The sequence below is a fragment of the Achromobacter sp. D10 genome, from assembly GCF_035282245.1.
GTDB classification, from domain to species: domain Bacteria; phylum Pseudomonadota; class Gammaproteobacteria; order Burkholderiales; family Burkholderiaceae_B; genus Achromobacter; species Achromobacter insolitus.
Map to the genome: position 1 here is coordinate 64,655 of NZ_JAYJLE010000016.1, position 17,926 is coordinate 82,580.

At 64.9% G+C, this 17,926-nt stretch carries 23 protein-coding genes; 6 read left to right on the forward strand and 17 right to left on the reverse strand.

Features of this window, described 5'->3' with window-relative positions; all coding sequences use genetic code 11:
• Positions 1-38: 38 nt before the first annotated feature.
• The 6 genes from VCS63_RS27700 to VCS63_RS27725 form a co-directional block, all read right to left on the reverse strand.
• Positions 39-827 carry an ABC transporter ATP-binding protein gene (locus VCS63_RS27700; RefSeq protein WP_323881639.1) on the reverse strand — a complete coding sequence of 263 codons (789 nt, stop codon included), beginning with the start codon at positions 825-827 and terminating at the stop codon, positions 39-41.
• On the reverse strand, positions 821-1,837 hold the full coding sequence (locus tag VCS63_RS27705) for an ABC transporter permease (protein ID WP_416379214.1): 1,017 nt from the start codon (positions 1,835-1,837) through the stop codon (positions 821-823). Before VCS63_RS27705 ends, VCS63_RS27700 begins: the two co-directional genes overlap by 7 nt.
• Positions 1,824-2,855 carry an ABC transporter substrate-binding protein gene (locus VCS63_RS27710; protein WP_063640456.1) on the reverse strand — a complete coding sequence of 344 codons (1,032 nt, stop codon included), beginning with the start codon at positions 2,853-2,855 and terminating at the stop codon, positions 1,824-1,826. Before VCS63_RS27710 ends, VCS63_RS27705 begins: the two co-directional genes overlap by 14 nt.
• Before the next feature lie 130 nt (positions 2,856-2,985).
• Positions 2,986-3,303, reverse strand: coding sequence for a hypothetical protein (locus VCS63_RS27715; protein WP_042792996.1), 318 nt, complete (start codon positions 3,301-3,303; stop codon positions 2,986-2,988).
• Positions 3,304-3,374: 71 nt separating this feature from the next.
• Positions 3,375-4,244 (reverse strand): N-formylglutamate amidohydrolase, encoded by an 870-nt coding sequence (locus VCS63_RS27720; protein ID WP_042792995.1) that lies wholly within the window; start codon positions 4,242-4,244, stop codon positions 3,375-3,377.
• Positions 4,245-4,246: 2 nt separating this feature from the next.
• Positions 4,247-5,236, reverse strand: coding sequence for a Bug family tripartite tricarboxylate transporter substrate binding protein (locus VCS63_RS27725; RefSeq protein ID WP_042792994.1), 990 nt, complete (start codon positions 5,234-5,236; stop codon positions 4,247-4,249).
• 127 nt (positions 5,237-5,363) lie between these two features.
• On the opposite strand from VCS63_RS27725, the gene VCS63_RS27730 reads away from it, so the two are divergent.
• Positions 5,364-6,296, forward strand: a complete 933-nt coding sequence (locus VCS63_RS27730) for a LysR substrate-binding domain-containing protein (protein WP_063640457.1) — start codon at positions 5,364-5,366, stop codon at positions 6,294-6,296.
• Positions 6,297-6,402: 106 nt separating this feature from the next.
• Here VCS63_RS27730 and VCS63_RS27735 read toward each other — a convergent pair whose 3' ends face one another.
• The 6 genes from VCS63_RS27735 to VCS63_RS27760 form a co-directional block, all read right to left on the reverse strand.
• The gene (locus tag VCS63_RS27735; RefSeq protein WP_042792993.1) at positions 6,403-6,618 is read right to left on the reverse strand and encodes a hypothetical protein; all 216 of its coding nucleotides are present in this window, start codon (positions 6,616-6,618) and stop codon (positions 6,403-6,405) included.
• A 103-nt stretch (positions 6,619-6,721) separates the two neighbouring features.
• On the reverse strand, positions 6,722-7,828 hold the full coding sequence (locus VCS63_RS27740; RefSeq protein ID WP_042796930.1) for an AGE family epimerase/isomerase: 1,107 nt from the start codon (positions 7,826-7,828) through the stop codon (positions 6,722-6,724).
• A 148-nt stretch (positions 7,829-7,976) separates the two neighbouring features.
• Entirely contained in the window at positions 7,977-8,189 is a 213-nt protein-coding gene (locus VCS63_RS27745; protein ID WP_008159938.1) for a hypothetical protein, read from the reverse strand.
• A gap of 346 nt (positions 8,190-8,535) precedes the next feature.
• On the reverse strand, positions 8,536-8,760 hold the full coding sequence (locus VCS63_RS27750) for a hypothetical protein (protein WP_042792992.1): 225 nt from the start codon (positions 8,758-8,760) through the stop codon (positions 8,536-8,538).
• Between the two features lie 50 nt (positions 8,761-8,810).
• Positions 8,811-9,557: a sulfite exporter TauE/SafE family protein gene (locus tag VCS63_RS27755; RefSeq protein ID WP_042792990.1), complete on the reverse strand. Its 747-nt coding sequence runs from the start codon at positions 9,555-9,557 to the stop codon at positions 8,811-8,813.
• 98 nt (positions 9,558-9,655) lie between these two features.
• Entirely contained in the window at positions 9,656-10,567 is a 912-nt protein-coding gene (locus VCS63_RS27760; protein WP_063640458.1) for a DMT family transporter, read from the reverse strand.
• A 159-nt stretch (positions 10,568-10,726) separates the two neighbouring features.
• Between VCS63_RS27760 and VCS63_RS27765 the strand changes: the two genes are divergently transcribed.
• Both VCS63_RS27765 and VCS63_RS27770 read left to right on the forward strand, forming a co-directional pair.
• Entirely contained in the window at positions 10,727-11,197 is a 471-nt protein-coding gene (locus tag VCS63_RS27765; RefSeq protein ID WP_006226939.1) for an Lrp/AsnC family transcriptional regulator, read from the forward strand.
• A gap of 111 nt (positions 11,198-11,308) precedes the next feature.
• Positions 11,309-11,542, forward strand: a complete 234-nt coding sequence (locus VCS63_RS27770) for a hypothetical protein (RefSeq protein WP_042792988.1) — start codon at positions 11,309-11,311, stop codon at positions 11,540-11,542.
• Between the two features lie 82 nt (positions 11,543-11,624).
• Here the strand turns inward: VCS63_RS27770 and VCS63_RS27775 are convergent, their stop codons facing one another.
• The 3 genes from VCS63_RS27775 to VCS63_RS27785 form a co-directional block, all read right to left on the reverse strand.
• Entirely contained in the window at positions 11,625-12,218 is a 594-nt protein-coding gene (locus VCS63_RS27775) for a YSC84-related protein (RefSeq protein WP_042792987.1), read from the reverse strand.
• A gap of 127 nt (positions 12,219-12,345) precedes the next feature.
• A complete protein-coding gene (locus VCS63_RS27780; RefSeq protein WP_042792986.1) occupies positions 12,346-12,600 on the reverse strand; it encodes a hypothetical protein in 255 nt (84 codons plus the stop codon).
• A gap of 201 nt (positions 12,601-12,801) precedes the next feature.
• A complete protein-coding gene (locus VCS63_RS27785) occupies positions 12,802-13,668 on the reverse strand; it encodes a MurR/RpiR family transcriptional regulator (RefSeq protein ID WP_042792985.1) in 867 nt (288 codons plus the stop codon).
• A gap of 117 nt (positions 13,669-13,785) precedes the next feature.
• On the opposite strand from VCS63_RS27785, the gene VCS63_RS27790 reads away from it, so the two are divergent.
• Complete coding sequence (locus VCS63_RS27790; protein ID WP_042792984.1) at positions 13,786-14,784, forward strand: Bug family tripartite tricarboxylate transporter substrate binding protein; 999 nt, start codon at positions 13,786-13,788, stop codon at positions 14,782-14,784.
• An 11-nt stretch (positions 14,785-14,795) separates the two neighbouring features.
• Positions 14,796-15,749 carry a succinylglutamate desuccinylase/aspartoacylase domain-containing protein gene (locus tag VCS63_RS27795; RefSeq protein ID WP_042792983.1) on the forward strand — a complete coding sequence of 318 codons (954 nt, stop codon included), beginning with the start codon at positions 14,796-14,798 and terminating at the stop codon, positions 15,747-15,749.
• A gap of 31 nt (positions 15,750-15,780) precedes the next feature.
• Here the strand turns inward: VCS63_RS27795 and VCS63_RS27800 are convergent, their stop codons facing one another.
• Both VCS63_RS27800 and VCS63_RS27805 read right to left on the reverse strand, forming a co-directional pair.
• Positions 15,781-16,215, reverse strand: coding sequence for a GNAT family acetyltransferase (locus VCS63_RS27800; protein ID WP_042792982.1), 435 nt, complete (start codon positions 16,213-16,215; stop codon positions 15,781-15,783).
• A gap of 250 nt (positions 16,216-16,465) precedes the next feature.
• Positions 16,466-17,368 carry a PhzF family phenazine biosynthesis protein gene (locus VCS63_RS27805; RefSeq protein ID WP_112965289.1) on the reverse strand — a complete coding sequence of 301 codons (903 nt, stop codon included), beginning with the start codon at positions 17,366-17,368 and terminating at the stop codon, positions 16,466-16,468.
• Positions 17,369-17,520: 152 nt separating this feature from the next.
• On the opposite strand from VCS63_RS27805, the gene VCS63_RS27810 reads away from it, so the two are divergent.
• Positions 17,521-17,892, forward strand: a complete 372-nt coding sequence (locus VCS63_RS27810; protein ID WP_112965288.1) for a hypothetical protein — start codon at positions 17,521-17,523, stop codon at positions 17,890-17,892.
• Positions 17,893-17,926 lie beyond the last annotated feature (34 nt).

Here is a 17,926-nt window from a genome sequence, read left to right on the forward strand (position 1 = left end):
CGCGGCGGCCGGCCCGGGCAGCCGCCGACGCGCAGGGTTCACCACGTTGCGTCCAGTCCCAGCAAGGCCAACGCGCGATGGCGCAACGCCGCCAGGCGCGGATCGCCGCGATGCCTGGGGTACGGCAGATCGTTGACGATCTCGGCCTTGATCCGCGCCGGCCGCTCGCTCAGCACCACAATGCGCGAGGCCATGAACAGCGCCTCTTCCACATCATGCGTGACCAGCAAGGCCGTGTAGCCCGTGCGTTGCCACAGTTCCACCAGTTCGGATTGCATGGCGATGCGCGTCAGCGAATCCAGTTTGCCCAAGGGCTCGTCCAGGATCAGGATGCGGGGATCGTTGACCAGCGCGCGCGCCAGCGCGGCCCGCTGCGCCATGCCCCCCGAAAGCTGATGCGGGTACGCCTGGCCGAACGCCTGCAGGCCCACCCGCTGCAAGGCGTCATCCACCCTGCCACGCTGCGCTTTAAGCAGCCCCCGCGCCTGCAGGCCCAGGGCTACGTTGTCCCAGACCGTGCGCCAGGGATACAGCGTCGGATCCTGGAACACCACGATGCGTGACGGCGACGGCCCCGTTATCGGTTCGCCGTCCGCCAGCAGGCCGCCCTCGGCGGGAGGCTCCAGGCCCGCGACCAGGCGCAGCAACGTCGACTTGCCGCAACCGCTGGGCCCAAGCAACGCCACGAACTCGCCCGACTCCACCTCCAGGTCTATGCCGTCAAGCACCGGCAATTCCGCGCCGTCCAGGTCGAAGTGATGGTTCACGCCGCGCACGGCCAGCGCGGCGCCGGACGCACCCGCGTTTTCCGAGACCGCCCCTACCATTTCACGACTCCCTTCTGCCAGGCCAAAAGGCGATCGCGGCCCAGGAACAGCAGCGTGATCAAGCCCGAGAACACCAGGGCCATCACGATGAGCGCGCCATACATATTGGCGTAGGACGCCCAGCCCTGGGCCCAGGACAGGTACCAGCCCAGCCCGGATTTCACGCCCATCATCTCGGCCGCCACCAGCACCGAGAATGAGGCGCCCAGCCCCATGAACAGGCCCACGAAGACCTGCGGCAATGCCGCGGGGATCGCCACGCGCAGCACCAGGAACCATTCATTGGCGCCCATGGTGCGTGCCACGTCGTAGTACGCGCGGTTTACCCCGGCCACGCCCGACCAGGTCAACACCGTGACCGGAAACCAGGTGGCCAGGGCGATCAGGAACACGGCGGCCGACCAGCTCGACGGGAAAAAGAAGAACGCCATCGGCAGCAAGGCAGTGGATGGCACCGGGCCCAGAAAGCGCAGCACCGGATGCACCCAATAGCCCAGTCCGCGCGACCAGCCGATCGCAACCCCGGTCAGAAAGCCCGCGGCCGCGCCCAGCACAAAGCCGTTGGCCAACAGCCACAGCGAATTCACCAGGCTGTAGGCCAACCGCTTGTAGTCGGTGGCATACACCTCGATCAGCGATTGCGGCGGCGCGAAGAACGGGCTGGGCAAGAGCGCCAGCTTGGCTGTCGTGATTTCCCAGGCCCCTACCGCCACGGCCAGGGCCGCGAGCCAGGGGCCAGCGCGATGCAAAGCGCGCACCGCCCGCAACTGGCCTGCGCCAGGCGCCGCGGCCAGCAACAGCACAATCGCTAGCGCCAGCGCTGCCGCGCCGAATTCACGCGTGTAGCCCCAGGACGAAAAGCCGACCTCTACATTCGGCCACGCCAGCGTCACTCCGCCCACTCCGGCCCACAAGACGGCGGCCGCGATCCCCGTTTTCCACAGGCGCCCGTGGCGCATGGCCGAGGGCGCGCCCGCGGCGGCGCCGGGCAAAACGTCAGCCGAGGACATTGGGCACCACCACATGCGCGTATTTGTTGACGTCCAGGCCCGCGCTGAGCACCTTGATCGTCTTCAGGTCTTTCGCGTAGCCCACGATTTCCTCACGCAGCGCGGCGCCCGTCGATGCATGTCCATGGCTATGGCTGCGCAGGATGGCCGCCACGCGTTCCGCGGGCACCTTACCGGGCACGTAGGGCGCGAAAATGCGGGCGGTCTCATCCGGATTGGACGCTGTCCAGCGCTGCGCATCGATCACCGCGCGCGCAATGGCGGCGGCAGCCTCGGGATCCTTGCGCACCAGATCGCCGCGCAGGCCCAGCACGCAGCAGGTGCGGTTCTCGTAGTCACCCTCGATGTTGGTGGCGATCTCGCGCAAGTGGTTGTCTTCGCGCAGCGTGTAGATCAGAGGATCATCGCCGGCGATGGCGTCGACCTCGCCTTTGCGCAGGACCTCGCCGAACAGGTCCTGGGGATACTGGCGCCAGTCCACCGATTCCGGATCGATGCCCAGCTGCGCCACGCGGATCGCGAAGAAGTTCTTTACCGGGCTGGCCTGGTCAGACACGGCCACGCGGCGTCCTTTCAAGTCGTTGACGCTTTTGATTGGCGAATCCGCCGCAGTCAGCAGGCGCATGCAGCCGCCATGCGTGCCCACGGCCAGCTTCACATCAAAGCCCTGTTCCAGCGGCTTCAGCCAGCGCAGCGCCATGCCGATGCCGCCATCGGCGTGGCCAGTGGCGATTGCCTCCAGCAGCTGATCGGTGGAACCGCTGAAGTTGATGCGTTCGACCTTCAGGTTGTATTTGTCGAAGAAGCCGCGCTCCAACGCCACGGACACGGGCGACTGGCAGACCGCGGTCTGGCTCCATGCGATCTTGAAAGTGCGCGGCGAGGCGTCGGCTGCCAGCACGCGCGAGCCCAGCATGCCCAGCGGCGCGGCAAGACCCGCAGCGCCTGCCGCGCGCAACAACGCGCGACGCGAAATTCCCCGCGTGGAGATGGCGCGGGAATGGACGTTCGTATTCATCAACCTTCCTTTTGAGCAGACTGTGAATGGCGATGATTGCCATGCGGCATCATCGGCCTGCGCTCAGGGGTTCGACAAATACAAAGTCGGGATAACAATATGGGCGGCGCACCGCCGCCGAAGGGTCGTGCTATTCGGGCAGGTAGTCCGGAACGCCTTCTTCGTCGACCTGCTTGATGCGGTCCAGCGCGTTGCGCGCGGCCGACATCGCCTCCACCGTGCTGCGGAAACGCCGGCTGATGAAGATTTCGAAAGCCAGGTGGTCCGGCTTATCGTCGTCGATCTGCTCTGGCACATCCGCCTGGTCGGCGGCCTGCGCGTCCAGCTCTGCCTGCGTCTGTTTTTTTGGCAGCCGCCGCGTTTCGATGAAAGCGCGCGGCGGCACGCGCCCCTCGGGTTGGGTCGCATACGCGAGCACCGAAAATCCGTTGATGATCTTCTCAGCCATGGCGGTTCCGTGTGGCCGCGCCCAGAAAGGCGCGGATCGTTGTTACCGACTACGGCCCGCCGCAGGGAAACTTAAGCCAGCGCCGCCTGGCGCGTGCGCACGTAGGCCGCCACCTGCCCCAGCACATCGGACAGGTCGGCCTGCAGCGGCGCGAAGCCCGAATTGCGCTCGCGCGTCACCTCATCCATGTACAGCGGACGGCGGATTTCCACCTGCAGACTGTGGCGGTTCAAGGCCGGCTGCCCGATCTGCGCAATCAGTTGCACGCCTTTGTAAGGGTCGTTGCGCGCGACGGTATAGCCCTTGTCGCGCAGCGCCGCTTCGATGAGGGCGATGAACTCCGGCTCGCAGGTCGAGCCGTCGCGGTCGCCCAACACGAAGTCCGCCAACGGATGCTCGCTCGTGCGGCCCAGACGCTCGTAGGCGTCGTTGGGCATGGAGTGCAGATTCAGGTGCCAGACCGCGCCAAAACGCTGCCGCACCTGCTGGATCGCCTGCGACAAGGCAGCGTGATAAGGCTCGTAATACGCCTGGATGCGATGCCGCACTTCAGCCAACGTCAGCTTGCGATCATAGATCGGCGTGGACTTGTCCATCCTGCGCCAGATCAAGCCTTTGCCCAGGCGGGTCTTCTCACCTGGATCCAGCGGTTCGGGCCAGGGCTGCGCCAGCAGCTCCGGATCGAGGTCTTGCAGCGTGCGGTTGGGATCGATGTAGACGCGCGGAAAGTTCGCGGCGATCAGCGTTGCGCCCAAGGCAGGCGCCGCCGACCACAACGCGTCCACATGCGTGTCCTCGCCTTGGCGCAGCTGCGCCAGGGTAGCCACAGCCCCAAAATCATCAGGATAGCGCTCGCCGCTATGCGGCGAATCGCATACCAGCGGCAAGGCCGGGCCCGTGGGCTCGTGTACGGAAACAGCGTCGAAGTCGGCGTGGGTCATCGTCAATCAGCCTGAATGTTCGCAGTCTTGGCGACCTTGGCGTAACGGGCCAGGGCCTGCTCGATCTGCACCTGGAATTCCTGGGGCGTCGTGCGCACCAGCGTACCACCCACGTCCTCGGCCTTCTTGCGGAACTCCGGGTCGTCCTGCGCAGCGCGCACCGCCTTGTTCAGGCGCTCGATCACGGCCGGCGGCGTGCCGGCGGGCGCCACCAGGCCAAACCAGCCGCCCGTGCCCATGTCGGCATAGCCCAGTTCGATGTAGGTCGGCACGTCGGGCAACAGCGGCGAGCGCTCGGCGCCCAGCACGGCCAGCGCGCGCAGCTTGCCGCCCTGCACCTGAGGCAAGGTCGAAGACAGGTTGTCGGTGATCGCGTCCACCTGGCCGCCCATGACATCATTGAGCGCCGGGCCCGCGCCGCGGTAGGGCACGTGCAGCAGCTTGATGCCCGACAACATCATGAAGTTCTCGATATTCACGTGGCCCAGCGAACCCACGCCCGGCGAGGCAAAGCTGTAACGTTCGGGTTGCTGCTTGGCCAGGGCCACGAACTCGGCCATGTTCTTGGCCGGGATATTCGGGTTGATCGCGAAAATGCTGGGCACCGCAACCACATTGGCCACCGGCACGAAATCCTTCACCGGGTCGTAGTTCATCTTGCGGAAGACGGCCGGGTTCGAGCCGTGCGTGCTCATCGTGGCCATGCCGATCGTGTAGCCGTCAGGCGTAGCGCGCGCCACCTGCTCCATGCCCAGCGACCCGCCGGCGCCGGCCTTGTTCTCGACCACGATAGTCTGCTTCAGGTCGCGGCCGGCGTACTCGGCCACGAGGCGCGCCACGATGTCGGTCGAACCGCCGGCGGCGAACGGCACCACCAGCTTGATGGGGCGGGCAGGATAGTCGGCGGCTTGGGCGATGCCGGCGAAGGTCAGCGTGGCGAACATGCCGGCAAGCGCGACGCGCGCGGACCGGCCCAGAAGGCGGCGAGACATGGGGATGACTCCGAAAGTTGAAGGTCAATCGACAAGGCCGCCAGTGTCCGAACTTTACGGTCCCCTTTCAAACGACTATATTGCACGGCTTCATTACCATTGGTCATGCTAGGGCCCTAGACACGCAATGCGCCTGCACTCGCCATCCATGTCCGAACTGCACGCCTTCGTGACGGCGGCGCGCCTGGGCAGCTTCACCCGGGCCGCCGAAACCTTGTGCGTGACCCAGGGCGCCGTCAGCCGGGCCATTTCACGCCTGGAAGCGCATTTCGGCCAACCGCTGATGCACCGCAACGCCCACGGCCTCACGCTCACCGAAACCGGCCGCCGCCTGTACGACGGCACGCAAAGTCCCCTGCAGGAGATCGAGACGCTCAGCGCCGGCTTGCGAGCCGGCAACCGCCGCCAGCGCCTCACGCTGTCCACGGTCCCGACGCTGGCCAGCGCCTGGCTGGTGCCCCGCCTGCCCGACTTCCACGCGCGCCATCCGGACATCCAGCTAGGCTTCGCGGCCTACCGCCGCAATGAAGACTTCTCGGGCGAAACGCCCGATGCGAGCATCCTGTCCGGATTGCCCGAGCAATGGCCTGGCTGGCAGGTGGACTATGTGATCGGCCGCGAAATGGTTGTCATCTGCCACCCTGCAAGGCTGGCGGCACGGCGCGCGCAAGGGCTCTGGGACACCCCCGCAGGCTTGCTGGGGGAGCCGCTGCTCTACCACTCCAACGGCGTGGACAACTGGACGCAATGGCTGGCCGCCGCCGGCGTGCCGCGCGCCAAGGTGCAACTGGCCAACGGCTTCGACCAGGTTTCCATCCTGGTACGCGCGGTCATGACCGACATGGGCATCGCCGTCCTGCAGCGCTGCCTGGTCCGCGACGATCTGCAGTCGGGGCGCGTGGCCGCCCCATTTCCCGAGCTGCCCGTACGCATCGCCCGGGGCTACCACCTCTGCGCGCCGGCGCAGCGCCGCGATCACTATGCGCTCGCCTGTTTCCGCCAATGGCTGCTGGAGACCGCCGGCCAGGATCCCGACGTGCTGGCCGCAAGCCCGGACTGAGTAGGCCGCCGGTCGATACAAGTCGTTTCGCGCAGCGGGCGGCAGTTGCTACAAAACAAAAACGGGCTCCTGTACAGGAGCCCGCTCACATGACGGGACGGAATGCTCAAGGCGCGAGCTTGAACCCCAGGTCCACGCCCCACTTGTCGGTCTCGCGCAGCCATTTCGCACCGCAATTCAGGCAACGGAAGTGGTCTTCGCGGCTTTCTTCCCGGCCTTTCTGCGTCGGGTTGGTAAATCCTTGATGTCCCAGATGGGCATGCGGCGCAACGCCCGCAAGCCCTGGGTTAATGCGTTGGCAAGCCAGGCACATAACGCTCATTGGTGCTTCCCTACAAACATAGTTACTAAATTGTAAGGGATTTCACCAATACTTTTCTATCAATCTATGTCGATAAATCCAAAAATAATTGTTAACGCCACAATTAAACAACGGTCGGCATGGCGGCCAGGCAGGTAGCCAAGTGGTAGGGCGAGGTCGAAGGCATGTCCGCGCGCACCACCGTCCCCTCCGCATCCAGGCATTCATGCCAGCCCCCGGCGTGCAGGAAACGCGTCCGGAACATGGCCAAGCCCGCCTCCAGCGCGGGCAGGTCTCCCAGCACCCCGAGTACACGCAGATACTCGGTCTGGGCCCAGATCCTGCGCGTGTCGTCGATGACGGCCCCGGATTCATCCAGCGCTGCCACCACCCCGCCCGCGTCCACCCCCAGGCGGCGCGACCAACGCACCGCGCGCGGCAGCGATTCCGCCAGATCAAGGCCTTCGAACACCTCGGCCGAACCGTGCACCAGCGACAACCACTCGAACTGGTGGCCGGGTTCCAGCCGGTTGCCTGCAGTGCCCTGCCGCTCTTCCGAAATGCACTGCGAGGCCGCGTGCACGAAGAAATGGCTGATGCCTTGCGCCAGGCCACGCAGACGCTGCGCATACAGCGTAGGCTCCGCCACATGTGCGGCGGCCAGATACGCCTCGGTCAGGTGCATCATCGGATTCTGCGCCGGCGCGCGCAGAGGCTGGTTCAGGTCGGCGCTCAACGCCGCGTGATACAGCGAATCGGCGGTCTTGAAACGGGCCTCGATGACCGACGAAGTCGCCAGCATGAGCTTGCGCGCATCCGCGTTGCGGCTGCGGCGGAAATACGCGGCGCATGCCAACACGATGAATGCGTGGGTATACAGGTCCTGGGTTTCGTCCAGCGGACGCGCCTGGGCGTCCACGCTGTAGCGCCAACCGCCGTTTACGTCGTCACGGAATACACGGCGCAGCGATTCGAACAACAGATCGGCATGCGCGCCGGCGGCCGCGCCCGGCGCCTCAGAAAAAATGTAGAGCTGGCGCGCGCAAGCCATGGCGCGGTAACGCTGCGCCGGCAGCGCAGCGCCGGTGGCCGCATCCAGCGATTCAAAAGGCAGACCCAGCGCGCCATTGAAGCCCGGCCCCATCCAAAGAGGCAGGACAACGGAATCAAAATGGTCGCGTAGTGCGCGGATGTGCTCCGCAAGTGAAGAGTTGGTCTGTGCGGCAGTCATCTTGGAACGGCGCATACCCAATAAGGGCCCCAGATTTTGGAGCAGCAACGATAACCGAAATTTTCGCCGCAAACCGTTGAGTATTCTCCAAAGCGTCATGCTCACACAGACCGGTCCCGCCAATCAGCTCCGTCCAGGGCGAAGCGCCCTATCGGAAGATGTTTTCCTCTACCCAGTTCTGCGCGAATACTTCCGCGCGATCGCGTGCTTCGTCCAACGAAGCGCAGTTGCCCAAGTGGGAAAACGCGGCATCCACTTCGGTGCCGCCCTCGGCCGTAACCGTCAGCAATACGCCATATCCGCCGGTATCCATGGCCGCTGTGGAAACGTCGATCAGAACTTCCTGGTCACGATGCTGCATGTGCTACCTCCCAGTCGGTTACTTAAACGCGTGAACCACGCGTGACGTTGCGGGGGCAGAATCCCCGCGCAAATGAATAGACCCGTAAACGTCACGCAAGTTCATCTTACTGGCGACTCGGTGCCCGCGATACGACGAAAAGCAGCCAAATCGCGCATTCCGTCTCAGGAAATTCCCGTAGCACGGCCCGAATAGTCGCGAAGCTGCGAAATACTGCGAAAACATTCGCAAATTGTGCAGGAATTGCAGCAGCAAACGCTCAAGACGCGGCAAAACGCGGAATGAGGTCCTGCGCCGCGACTGTGACCCGCCTCATCGAAATTCGCGGTGCCGCGCCTGCGCGGGACTACCTCAAGTGGATCGCGCCGGGCTCTTCCATGCGCAGCGCGAGCTTGCCCTTGTCGGTGATGAGCCAGCGGCCGTCGGCGCCGGCTTGAATGCAACGCAGCGTCTCCAGCGCCTGTGCAACGTGCGCGGGCACTTCAGTCTGGGCAGCGCCGGGCTCGCAGTTGTCTGCCACGATGCGCAGCCAATGGCCCAACTCGCCTTTCTCGAAACGGTGCAATGCCATGCGGTAACTCTCTCTTGAATGCCCTACGATAGCACGCCGCCAGGCTCGCCCTAGGTGAGCAGCCTGGGCAGCGACGAGGCCAGCAACGCCACGCCCGACACCGTAAGCAAACCCAGCACAATGCGGCGGAACGCGGCATCGCTGATGCCCACATAGACGCGCGTGCCCCACAAGGTCGGCACCAGCATCGCGGGCACGATCACTCCAAACAGCGGCAACATGTCGCGCGTGACCACGCCGGTGTAGACATAGCTCGCCATCGTCACGACCAGCATCGACAAGTTGAAGTTCTGGATCACCGCGCGCTGCACGTCACGGTCGAAGCGGCGCAAGGTGCACCACAAGGTCGGGATAACGCCCGTGAATCCGCCTATGCCACCCATGACGCCGCCCATCGCGCCCACCACGCCATCCGCGAACCGTCCGCCGGCGGTAATGGGAGGCAGGCGTGTCGCGAACAACATGATGGGGCACCAGATCGCCAACAGGCCGCCGACCAGCGCCTTGAACATCAGCGGGTCCAGATACGGCAGCAGCTTGACGCCCACCGGAATGCCCAGCAATCCGCCTGCAACGAACGGCAGCAGATGCGCCACCGTGAAGCCGCGGCGCACCGTAAACGCGGCCAGCAACTGGCCGGTCAGCGAGCCGAACACCACCATCGCGGCGGCAAGCTTCGGATCTATCGTCCAGGCCCAGAAGGACATGGCGACCATGCCGAAGCCGAAACCCGACAGGCCCTGCACGAAACCTGCGGCCATGGCGCCCGCCGCGACCAGCACATATAAGGAATCCATTTCCGCCGCGCATCCGCAAGAGAAGCCGGAACCGGTCCCGGCGCACGACATTCTAGAACGCGCCGGCGCTTCTCTCGGAGATGTACGCGAGTCGCGGCCTACGAAGGGCGCAGCGCGAGCGGACGCTTCATGCGTGTCGCTGCCGCGGACGCCGCCACGCTGGCGGCGATAAGCGCCAGGCCCAGCGCGAGATCAGCCGAAATGCGTTCCTGGAAAACCAGCGACGAAACGATCAAACCGATCACCGGCACGCAGAGCATGGCGATCGAAGTCGCGACCGGCGGCATTTTCTGCGTCATGCCCAGCACCACGATGAAAGTCAGTGCGGTGGCCAGCGGGCCGGTGTACAGGATCACCGGCCAGGCCTGTGGCTCCGCGAGAAAGGCCGGCGCACCGTCACGCGCCCACGCCAATGCGGCCAACGGTAACGCGGCGATGGCGGTCTGCCAGGGAATCATGTCCGCCCCCAGCCGGATATGCCGGTTGCCGCGCAACTGGATGATGTTGCACGCCCATGCGAAGGAGGCGCCCAGCAGCATGGCCAGTCCTATCACCGTGTGCGCCTGCCAGGGGCTGAACGCCGGCGCGACGATGACGCCGATGCCGGCGTAGCTCAACGCCGTCGCCAGCCATTGCGCCATCGAGAGGCGTTCCTTCAAGACCAGCGACGACAGCGGGATGACCCAGATGGACGTGGCGTAGGCGATCACCGATGCGCGTCCGGGCGCCACGTACTGCAGCGCCCACAGGGCCAGCGCGGTAAAAGCACCCATCTGCAGCAACGCCACGCCCGCCACCAACGGAAGCTCCTGCCGCGTGGGCAGGCGCAGGCGGCCCAGCATGCCCAGCACCAGCACGCTGATCAACGCGGCCGATCCGAAGCGGCTGGCGGCCAGCCAGAGCGGGCTCATGTGCGCCAGCCCCAACTTCATGATGGGCCAGTTCCCGCCCCAGATGGCTACCGCGCCGACCAGCGGCAAAAACCTGCCCAACGTGCTCTGCTGACTCATTCCTGCCAATCTACCGCTTGAATATTCCGTGTTTTGGCGAAACCGCCAAATGATGGAATAGTCTATAGGGTAAACCCCAGCATCTTTCACTGCATTCATGCGAATTTCCCGTCATACTCGGCACACTTGAATGGCCGAATGACGATAGCTAGGTGACTTATGCCGGAAATCAACCTGGATGCCACTGACATCCGTATCCTCAACGAACTCCAGCGCGATGCGCGGCTGACCAATGTCGAGCTTGCGGCGCGCGTAAATCTGTCCGCCTCGCCCTGCCTGGCCCGCGTGCGCCGCCTTGAGACCGAAGGCCTGATCGACCGCCGCGTCACGCTGCTGAACGCCCGCAAGCTTGGCCTGAAGGTCAATGTGTTCATCCAGATTTCGCTGGACAAGCAGCGCAAGGCGGCGCTGGACGTATTCGAACGCGAGATCGCTGTCCTGCCGGAAATCATGGAGTGCTACCTGATGTCGGGCGACGCCGACTACCTGATACGCGCCCTGGTGCCCGACGTCGATGCGCTGGAACGACTGATCGTCGAACACATCACCCGCATCCCGGGCGTGGCCAGCATCCGCTCCAGCTTTGCCTTGAAGCAGGTGCTCTACACCACCGCCGTCCCGCTTGCGTAAAGCGCGTCGCGGCAAACTTGCGGGATCCTCCGCGCCCCTCCACAATGAAAGCGCCACGCGGGCCGTGCGCCCGCGCCGGCGTCCCTCCCATCGCCTAGCAAGGAGAACACCATGCCTGAAACCGACTGGTTCCCCGGCGGCACGCTACCCGATCGTCAGGGCTATTTCGAAGTGGAATTCGAGACCGGTGAAACCGAAATCACACGCTACGGCATGCTCGGCTGGGAGCCCGAGCAGGATCGTGGCCGCATCAAACGCTGGCGCGGCCTGGACCCGGCAATCGAAGCCGCCGAAATGCAGCGCGAGCGCGCGGTGCGCAGCAACGGCGACTCCGTCATGGGCTGACGCCCGGCCGCCCCTTGCGGCGGCCAGCCAATGCAAAACGCCGCGGAGGACTCATCCGCGGCGTTTTGTTTTGCCAGAAGGCTTACAGGTCCAGCTTGGAGATCTTGGTACCAGCCAAGGACACGCCCGCCATCAGGCCGCCGTTGTTCATCACGAAACCGACGATGGGCTGTTGAGCCGTATTCGTGTCGATCCGGCCGTTCGCACCAATATTGACGACCGCCACCGTAGCGTCGGCACCCACGGTCCAGCCACTGCTATTGCGGAACTTGGCCAACGCCTCATCGGTCATGAACAGCAACACCATCGCCTTCGATTGGGCACCGGCCTGGAAGCCGACCGAGCCCGCCGTGGTGCTGTAGTAGCCGGCGTTGGCACCGCCCACGCGCAACACGCCCTTGCCGTGCTCCGCCCCGATGATGAAACTGCCGCTCAGCACGTCTGGGAACACCAGCACGCCCTTGGCGCGCGCGACCAATTCCTTGGACTGGGGCGATGCCTGGTAAAGCTTGCCCAACGTGGCATCGGCCGCGCTGTTCAATGACTGGCGCTGCTCGGTTGCGGTGGCCGAGGATTTGGGACTGGTGGTGGTGCAGCCCGTAAACATCAGACCGGCTACGCCGATCGCCGCGGCGGCCAAGCCAGCGCGACGCAAGACAGGAAAAGTATCAAACATGGAACTCTCCTTTTTGTTGTCACCCTGTACCACTGTACCGGGCAAATGCGCCCGCGCAAGGCACACGATTGTGCGAAAAGAAACAAAACCTGCCTGCGCCGCGGGTTCCCGCCCTTCGATAGCGCCCCTACAGGATGCCGTAACGGGGTTCGCCCGTGGACTCATCCACCGACACGATGCCCGACAACACCAGTTCCGCATGGCGTCTTGCTGTGCCTGGGTCGTCGAAAGTCACGAAGCGCGGCAGCGACCAGCGCCGCTCGAAAACGCCCTCCGTCCTGCGGCACACCGCAACCTCGATAGCCAACACGCCGGTATCCAGCCGGATGACCTGGCATTCCACCTCGAATCCATCGATATGACGCTGTGGCCACGCGCCCATGCCTCGCTCCTGAAAGAAGTTCGCCCGGCCGCAATATGCCAAAAATAATTCGGCTTGAAAAGCAATGTTTTCAAGGAGTTATGACGTACTAGAGCAGCTAGTGCGCAAGCATCTTGCAGCGTGCGGAAACGACCTCGAATCGCCCCATTTCCGGGTCGATTGCCACTGGCGCGCGAAGCGTGGCCGCGCGCCGCCACTCCCCTATTGAGCGCCGGGCGGACGTATCCATTGCGCGTCCCATAAGCCCTCGCCGCGCTCGAGCGCCGCGCCCAAGGCCTGTTTGCTGCGCTGCGCTACCGCTGCGAGCAGGGCATTGCATACCGAGAAAGCCGCCGTGTAGGAATCGAAAGGCGACGCGCTGGAACTGCGCGCAATGAGCACGTGGTGCGCAGAGGCCGCGGCGGGGGCCGATGCCGAATCGGTGATCAGGATTACCTTGCCGCCGCGCTGCCGGAAGTATTTGACCGCATTGGCCGCAGCAACTGAATAGCGTCGGAACGTGAAGGCCAGCAGCACGTCGGCCTCATCGATCCAGAGCAACTGGTCTTCCAGGAACAGCGGGCCGGCGGCCACCATGGGTTTCACCGATGGCAGGCACAGGTTCAGGTAAAGCGCCACATGGCTCGCCAACGGCGCTGCCTGGCGCAGCCCCAGCACATGCACCCGCCCCCTGCGTTGCGTCAGCAGCCGCACTGCCGCTTCGAAGGCGGCCACGTCGATGGACGCGTACGTCTCTTTCAGGTTGTGCTGATCATGCAGCAAGGCGTTGTGCAGGCAAGCGCGCGGCGACGGCTTGTCGCTGCCGACCACGTCCGCGCGCTCGCCAGGCGAGGCCAGGCGCGCCGTCACTTCCGCGCGCGCCTCCATCTGCGCCTGCGCATAGCTTTCGTAGCCCAGCTTGGCCAGCAATCGCACCACGGTGGATGCGCTGGTGCCGACCAGCCTGGCCAATGCGGTTGCCGATTCCAGCAAGCTTTGCGGATAGCGCGCCTGCATTTCCTCAACCAGCACCTGTTCGGTCTTGCTGAGCTTGCGGCCATAGCCGGCAATTCGTTGGTGCAGGTTCATTCTTGGAAGGTCCTAGGTGATAACCCCAAATTTCACAAAACTCATTGCATCTTATATTGCAGCCTGCAATTTCTATTGCAAATTAGACCAAACCCGCAGTCACCACAAGAGAATTCCATGAAGCATCACCCGCAGGGGCCGTCCTTGGCCCGCCGCAGCCTGGTCCTGGCCGGCCTGGGCGCCGCCTTGCTGCCGTTGGCCGCGCGCGCCAATGCCTATCCGTCGCGCCCCATCACGCTGGTCGTTCCTTTTCCGGCGGGCGGCTCGGTCGACCTGATCGGCCGGCTGTATGCGGACGCCCTGGGCAAGGCGCTGGGCACCAGCGTCATTATCGAAAACCGCGATGGAGCGGGTGGCGCCATCGGCAGCAAGCGGGTCGCGCGTGCCACGCCTGACGGCTACACGCTGGTTGCATCCTCGCAAAGCTCGCATCTGGCCAACCCATTGATGCGCGGAGATATCGGCTACGACCCGATCAAGGATTTCGTCTCGATTTCGCAGCTGTCGCGCACACCGAACGTGCTGGTGACCAACGCCGCCGTGCCCGCCCGCAACCTCGCGGAGTTCGTCGCCCTGCTGAAAGCGCGTCCCGATCAGCTGCATTACGCCACCGCGGGGATCGGCAGCATGGGACAACTCAACGCCGAGCTGTTCAAGAACACCCTGCAAGTGCAGGCGGTGCACGTGCCATACCGAGGCGGCGCCCCCCTTATCAATGCCCTGCTCTCCGACCAGGCGCAGTTCGCCCTGGACAATCTCGCGCCCTTCCTGCCCCACATCCAGGTCGGCAAGATGCGGGCCTTGGCGGTCGCCGCTCCCAAGCGGCTGGATTCGCTGCCCGATGTGCCGACCTTCGAAGAACTGGGCTATCCCGTGCTCAACTCCATGTCGTGGATCGGCCTGGCCGCGCCCGCCGGCACGCCTGACGACATCGTTCAGAAACTACTGGCCGCCGTGCGCACCGCCGCCAAGGAGGACGGCATGCCGCAATCCCTGGAAAAGGCCGGCGCGCTGCCGCCCGAAGATCAGACGCCTCAACAGTTCACCTCCATGATGTCCGAACGCCTGGCGTTGTACAAAGACCTTATCGACCGCGCCGGCATCCGTCCTGAATAGGCCCGACTCCCATGAAAAATCCCGCTTTCGAACCCGACACCGCCCCACTCGAAGTCTTGCCCCGCGATCTTGCGGCCTACCGCAAGGGCAATGTCGGCATTCCGTATGTGCATCGTTTCGAATCGGGCCGCCCCGGCCCGCACGTGCTGATCAACGCCATCACGCACGGCAACGAGATCTGTGGCATGGTGGCCGCCACCCATCTGCTGGACACGGGCGTGCGGCCCAAGATCGGCACGCTGACCGTCAGCTTCGCCCATGTCGAGGCCTATGAAGCCTTCGACATCGAGAACCCCTACGAAAACCGCCAGCTCGTCCACAACCTGAACCGCATCTGGTCGGCCGCCATGCTGGACGGTCCGGAAGACAGCCCCGAACTGCGCCGCGCCCGCGAACTGCGTCCGGTGCTCGATGCCGCCGACTTCGTGCTGGATATCCACTCCACGCGCGCCCCCGTGCAACCCTTCTGGGTCTACACGGAAATGGACCGCAACACGGCGCTGGCCAGCGCCGTCGGCGCGCCGCAGGTGCACCTGGTAATGCCGCCCGACCTGTTTCCTGGCACGGGCGTAATGGGCTACGGCCGCCACGGCGACCCGGACTCCGATAGCGGCGGCTCGCTGGTGGTCGAATGCGGCCAGCATTTCGCGCAGTCCGCCGCCGCCCTGGCGACGGACGTCACGCTGCGCTTCCTGGCGCACCTGGGCCTGATCGATGCTTCCGCCGAAACGCCGCCCCCGCCCGTGCCGCAGCGCTATCGCCTGCTTGAAGTGCACATGGTGAAGTCCGAGAACTTCGCCTTCACCCGTCCGGTCATCGGCTTCGAAACGTTCGCAAAGGGCGAACTGATCGCCATGAACGGCGCAGAGGAAATCCGTTCGCCCTGCGACGACTGCACCATCTTCATGCCCACGCGCATGCCCATCGTGGGCCGCGAAGCGGTCTACCTGACCGTGGCGATCTGAGACGCGCGGCAAGCGCCCGTTCGGGGTCTCTTCAAAGATCCGGAATCAGGCGCTTGCCCAGGCTGATGACCTCGTCCTGCTGAAAGCCCAGCGTCGCATAGAAATCCTTGACGGCGACATTGCCCGACCGTATCAGCAGATTGATCTTCGGGCAGCCCATTTCCAGCAGCTTGCGCTCCACCGCAAGCATCAGCGCGGTCGCGTAACCACGGCGCTGATGGGCAGGCGATACCGCCAGGTAATTGATCCAGGCACGATGGCCGTCATAGCCGCCCATCAGCGTTCCGACGATCGCGCCTTCCGCCTCCCCCACCAGGAAAAGATCCGATTGCACCGCGAGCTTGCGCGCAATGTCCTTGCGCGGATCGTTCCACGGACGGGTCAGGCCGCAGTCATGCCACAGTTGGATGATCGCGGCTTCGTCGGTCGAATGGTAGGGCCGGATGGCGAGGTCTTGCGCACTCATGCTTCGTTCCTTCAATGATGGCAACGAAAGCCTTGCGATACGCCTCGATAGCGGGACCAGCCGGAAACAGAAAAGCCACGAGAGGTATCGTGGCTTTCAAAGGATGGCGCCGATGATTCGGCGCCCGGACGTGACTAGCCACTCAACTTGGACGTCGAGTGATTCGTCGATGGTTTGCACCGAAAATCGGCGCGCAATGCGGTACGCTCATGCGGTCAAGCATACACGAGGCTCCGCGGAGCCGCCAGGCTCAAGACACATCAGGCGCCCCCAGCGTGCCTTCCATGACCACCACGGCCTCGCCCGCCACGCCTGCCCACACGCCGTCGGCGCGCGGTTCGGCGTGGGCCAGCAGCACACTGGCGCGCCCCATGTCCACGCCCTGCTCCACCCGCAGGCGCAGCGCGCCCTCTCCGCGCAGGGCAGCGCGCAATGCCGTCATGGCCGCCGTCGCGCTGCCGGTCGCGGGGTCTTCCGTCATGCGTCCGGTGAACATGCGGGCCTGCACATCCGCCCCGCCCGGGCGAGTATCGGTGGTATAGGCATAGATGGACTTCGCGCCGTCCAGCGGCAGCAGGGCCGCATAGCCCGCCGGGTCGGGCACGGCCCGGCGCAAGGCGTCGCGGCTGGCCAACTGCACCACCAGGAAGACCAGGCCGACCGACGCCACCTGCGGCGCATGCGCGGAGCTATCGATGTCCGCGGGTTCCAGGCTCAAGGCCCGCGCCACCGCGGCGGCCGGCGCCTCGCTGGCGAGCGACAAGGGTTGCGGCGCGAGCAGTTCCGCGGCGTCCACGCCCCCGGCGCCCTTGCGCAGCGCAATGCGCACCAGTCCCGCTTCCTCTTCGAACACGAAGGCATCCGGCACGGTCAAGCCCGAAGCCGTCATTTCCCGCGCCAGCACCACGGCCGTGCCCACATTCGGATGCCCCGCGAACGGCACCTCGCGGTCGGGCGTGAAGATGCGCACCCAGGCCGTGTGGGCGGGGTCCCGCGGCGGCAGCACAAAGCTGGTTTCGGAATAGTTGAATTCGCGCGCGATGCGCTGCATCTGCGCCGCGCTCAGCCCCTGAGCGTCGAACACGACTGCCAGCGGATTGCCGCCGTATGCTTGGCTGGTGAACACATCGGCGGTGACATAACGGTAGCGCATGGGACGTCCTCTCAGGCCGCGCGGACTGCGCGGCGACCTGGGAAGTGTGTGCGGCTGGCGCCCCGCCCGCCAGACACAGACACGACCAATCGGGACCGTAACAGCGGGAGGATTTGGCATAGACTCTGTCCCACACGCCCGGAACCCGCCACATGTCCACGGTACGCACCTACTTCGAGAACCGCCTGCCTGCCGGCGAACTTGCCCGGCTGATACTGGCGCAGGAACCGTTCTTTCTTGAGAACATCGGAGACATCGATCAAACCGTGGCGGCGATGCAGGCGCTCTGCCAAGAACGCGGCCTGACCGCGCAGGTGCTCAAGCAGCCCTACAACAACGGCATCACGAGTTGGGACCTGGCCGGGTTTCTTCCCGCCTGGATCGGCGCTATGGCCCTCGGCCTGTCTGCTGCCGCCACCCTGGGCAGGCGGCGAACGGACGTCACCATCAAACTGCGCAGCAACAGTCTGCTCGAAGTGCGTTTTTCCCGGCCTGCCCCACGCCCGGGCGACGCCCTGCCTTGATCTCCGCGGCGCGCGGCCCTCCTGTCCTGCATCA

Excerpts from the sequence above, each read along its gene's own strand:
- VCS63_RS27720 (WP_042792995.1), bottom strand. The coding sequence starts at position 4,244 with ATGACCCACGCCGACTTCGACGCTGTTTCCGTACACGAGCCCACGGGC.
- VCS63_RS27805 (WP_112965289.1), bottom strand. The coding sequence starts at position 17,368 with ATGCGCTACCGTTATGTCACCGCCGATGTGTTCACCAGCCAAGCATAC.
- VCS63_RS27725 (WP_042792994.1), bottom strand. The coding sequence starts at position 5,236 with ATGTCTCGCCGCCTTCTGGGCCGGTCCGCGCGCGTCGCGCTTGCCGGC.
- VCS63_RS27740 (WP_042796930.1), bottom strand. The coding sequence starts at position 7,828 with ATGACTGCCGCACAGACCAACTCTTCACTTGCGGAGCACATCCGCGCA.
- VCS63_RS27790 (WP_042792984.1), top strand. The coding sequence starts at position 13,786 with ATGAAGCATCACCCGCAGGGGCCGTCCTTGGCCCGCCGCAGCCTGGTC.
- VCS63_RS27700 (WP_323881639.1), bottom strand. The coding sequence starts at position 827 with ATGGTAGGGGCGGTCTCGGAAAACGCGGGTGCGTCCGGCGCCGCGCTG.
- VCS63_RS27800 (WP_042792982.1), bottom strand. The coding sequence starts at position 16,215 with ATGAGTGCGCAAGACCTCGCCATCCGGCCCTACCATTCGACCGACGAA.
- VCS63_RS27705 (WP_416379214.1), bottom strand. The coding sequence starts at position 1,837 with ATGTCCTCGGCTGACGTTTTGCCCGGCGCCGCCGCGGGCGCGCCCTCG.
- VCS63_RS27795 (WP_042792983.1), top strand. The coding sequence starts at position 14,796 with ATGAAAAATCCCGCTTTCGAACCCGACACCGCCCCACTCGAAGTCTTG.
- VCS63_RS27715 (WP_042792996.1), bottom strand. The coding sequence starts at position 3,303 with ATGGCTGAGAAGATCATCAACGGATTTTCGGTGCTCGCGTATGCGACC.
- VCS63_RS27775 (WP_042792987.1), bottom strand. The coding sequence starts at position 12,218 with ATGTTTGATACTTTTCCTGTCTTGCGTCGCGCTGGCTTGGCCGCCGCG.
- VCS63_RS27770 (WP_042792988.1), top strand. The coding sequence starts at position 11,309 with ATGCCTGAAACCGACTGGTTCCCCGGCGGCACGCTACCCGATCGTCAG.
- VCS63_RS27755 (WP_042792990.1), bottom strand. The coding sequence starts at position 9,557 with ATGGATTCCTTATATGTGCTGGTCGCGGCGGGCGCCATGGCCGCAGGT.
- VCS63_RS27760 (WP_063640458.1), bottom strand. The coding sequence starts at position 10,567 with ATGAGTCAGCAGAGCACGTTGGGCAGGTTTTTGCCGCTGGTCGGCGCG.
- VCS63_RS27785 (WP_042792985.1), bottom strand. The coding sequence starts at position 13,668 with ATGAACCTGCACCAACGAATTGCCGGCTATGGCCGCAAGCTCAGCAAG.
- VCS63_RS27730 (WP_063640457.1), top strand. The coding sequence starts at position 5,364 with ATGCGCCTGCACTCGCCATCCATGTCCGAACTGCACGCCTTCGTGACG.
- VCS63_RS27765 (WP_006226939.1), top strand. The coding sequence starts at position 10,727 with ATGCCGGAAATCAACCTGGATGCCACTGACATCCGTATCCTCAACGAA.
- VCS63_RS27810 (WP_112965288.1), top strand. The coding sequence starts at position 17,521 with ATGTCCACGGTACGCACCTACTTCGAGAACCGCCTGCCTGCCGGCGAA.
- VCS63_RS27745 (WP_008159938.1), bottom strand. The coding sequence starts at position 8,189 with ATGCAGCATCGTGACCAGGAAGTTCTGATCGACGTTTCCACAGCGGCC.
- VCS63_RS27710 (WP_063640456.1), bottom strand. The coding sequence starts at position 2,855 with ATGAATACGAACGTCCATTCCCGCGCCATCTCCACGCGGGGAATTTCG.
- VCS63_RS27735 (WP_042792993.1), bottom strand. The coding sequence starts at position 6,618 with ATGAGCGTTATGTGCCTGGCTTGCCAACGCATTAACCCAGGGCTTGCG.
- VCS63_RS27780 (WP_042792986.1), bottom strand. The coding sequence starts at position 12,600 with ATGGGCGCGTGGCCACAGCGTCATATCGATGGATTCGAGGTGGAATGC.
- VCS63_RS27750 (WP_042792992.1), bottom strand. The coding sequence starts at position 8,760 with ATGGCATTGCACCGTTTCGAGAAAGGCGAGTTGGGCCATTGGCTGCGC.